The sequence below is a fragment of the Mesotoga infera genome, assembly GCA_011045915.1.
Lineage (GTDB): Bacteria > Thermotogota > Thermotogae > Petrotogales > Kosmotogaceae > Mesotoga > Mesotoga infera_D.
In genome coordinates, this window is the sequence record DSBT01000215.1 from 1 (window position 1) to 1,907 (window position 1,907).

Annotated in this window: 2 protein-coding genes; one reads left to right on the forward strand and one right to left on the reverse strand. The window is 43.8% G+C overall.

The genetic code is table 11. The features are described from left to right. Positions 1-789 (forward strand): ferredoxin (locus tag ENN47_07670; protein HDP78047.1); only part of this gene is annotated, 789 nt, incomplete at its 5' end. A gap of 51 nt (positions 790-840) precedes the next feature. Here ENN47_07670 and ENN47_07675 read toward each other — a convergent pair. Next, positions 841-1,752: a sugar transferase gene (locus tag ENN47_07675; GenBank protein HDP78048.1), complete on the reverse strand. Its 912-nt coding sequence runs from the start codon at positions 1,750-1,752 to the stop codon at positions 841-843. Positions 1,753-1,907: the final 155 nt, after the last annotated feature.

Genomic DNA, 1,907 nt, shown 5'->3' on the forward strand with positions numbered 1-1,907 from the left:
GAGATGCTGAGCGCGCTTGTCAAGACATTCTTTGCCGAGAAAATAGGAAAGAAACCTGAAGATATTTATCTGGTTTCGATAATGCCATGCACCGCTAAGAAGGACGAGAAAGGAAGAGAAACCCTGGAGGTTAGAGGTTCCCAATCTACCGATGCGGTTCTAGTCACAAGAGAACTTGGCAAGCTGATTAAAATGAACAAGATTCCCTTCGAGTCACTTGAAGAAGAAGAATATGACAATCCACTCGGAATTTCTACTGGCGCTGCTGTGATCTTTGGCGCCACAGGCGGTGTTATGGAAGCCGCTTTGAGGACTGCATACGAGCTTCATACGGGAGAAGAGCTCCCGAGACTCGATTTCGATTTTGCCCGCGGATTCGAGGGGGTGAAGGAAGCCGAAATCGACATGAAGGGCACCAAAGTGAAAGTGGCCATAGTTCACGGGGGAAGCAACGTAGTAAAGTTGATGGACAAAATACGTTCAGGAGAGGCATTCTACCATTTTGTCGAAGTAATGGCCTGCCCCGGTGGTTGCATCGGTGGTGGCGGTCAGCCAAAATCTAGCGAACCGGGCTACCTTCAGAAGAGAATGGAAGCAATCTACAGCATTGATAAATCGTCGAAGATCAGAAAGTCCCATGAGAATCCAGCTATTCTGAAGCTTTATGAAGAGTACCTGGGAAAGCCTCTTGGACATCTATCTCATGAACTTCTCCACACGCACTACAAAGACAACAGCAAGAGTGTGATTCAAAGAAGGAAGGAGCTTGAAGAGATACCGAAAGGTTGATTCTGCGCTAGAAAAAGTAGAGTATTGAGGGGTTTTCAGCCCCTCTTTTTCTTATCCTTCCCTTTTGAGCAATGTAATGAAAACGGCAAATGGTGTTTTTAGGAGGCACTTCAGATCCAAAATCAATGATCTGTGTTTTACATAATATAGATCAAAAGCGGTTTTTATTCTGTATTCTTCAAGCGTAGTCGTGTACTTGTAATTGATTTGAGCCCAGCCGGTGAGCCCCGGTTTTACCAGAAGCCTCAGCGAATAATTATCAATATTCTCCATTCCAAGCTTGTGAAACGATGGTAACTCCGGTCTTGGACCAACCAGACTCATGTCTCCCCTAATAATGTTGATTATCTGCGGAAGCTCATCTAGTCGCAGGGGTCTCAGAAATCTACCCAATCTGGTGATCAGTTCCTTACCATCTTCTGTCTTAAAAGTTCTGAATTTGTACATTCCAAACTCGTCACAGTTCTTTCCGATTCTCGTCTGACAAATGAAGATAGGTCTACCTCCTGTAACAAGTGAGACGAGCGCAACTATTCCAATAATTGGACCGAAGATAAGAAGCATGAGAGTAGCGAAAATCACATCCAGAATTCTCTTTAGTCTGTCATATGTTTTAGTGGTTTGTAACGGTTCCTTCGTGAGAAGCATTATCATATCTATCTCGAAGGTCGTTCTCACCAATCTGTAAAGGAAGAAATACCTGAAAAGCGTTACGATGAAAGCAGGCACAGCAACAAACGGAGAAATGAAGATTGTTATTGGAACCACAAAGCAAGCAATGAAGGCGGATCCAAGGGCCGATGCCTTCTGCTTATCTGGATCGGAAAAAGTAATTCCCTCGTAACCGCGCATAGAAAAGCTAATTAGAATACTCACGCTCAAAGCTGCGAAAAACGCACAAAAACCGTTCAATAAGAGCGGCAAAGCTAAGGCGAAATCCAGCAAGTACCATAAGCTGCTCATCGTTATATTCTCTCATCTTTACCATGATATTTGAACCAGCAACTTCACAGAATATTGAATTTTGACTGCGAATTTGGGGTATTATGGTCTAGGGGGACCGCAGTGAAAAAACTATACCTTAGTGATCTTCATATTGGCGATGGAACCTTGAAGGA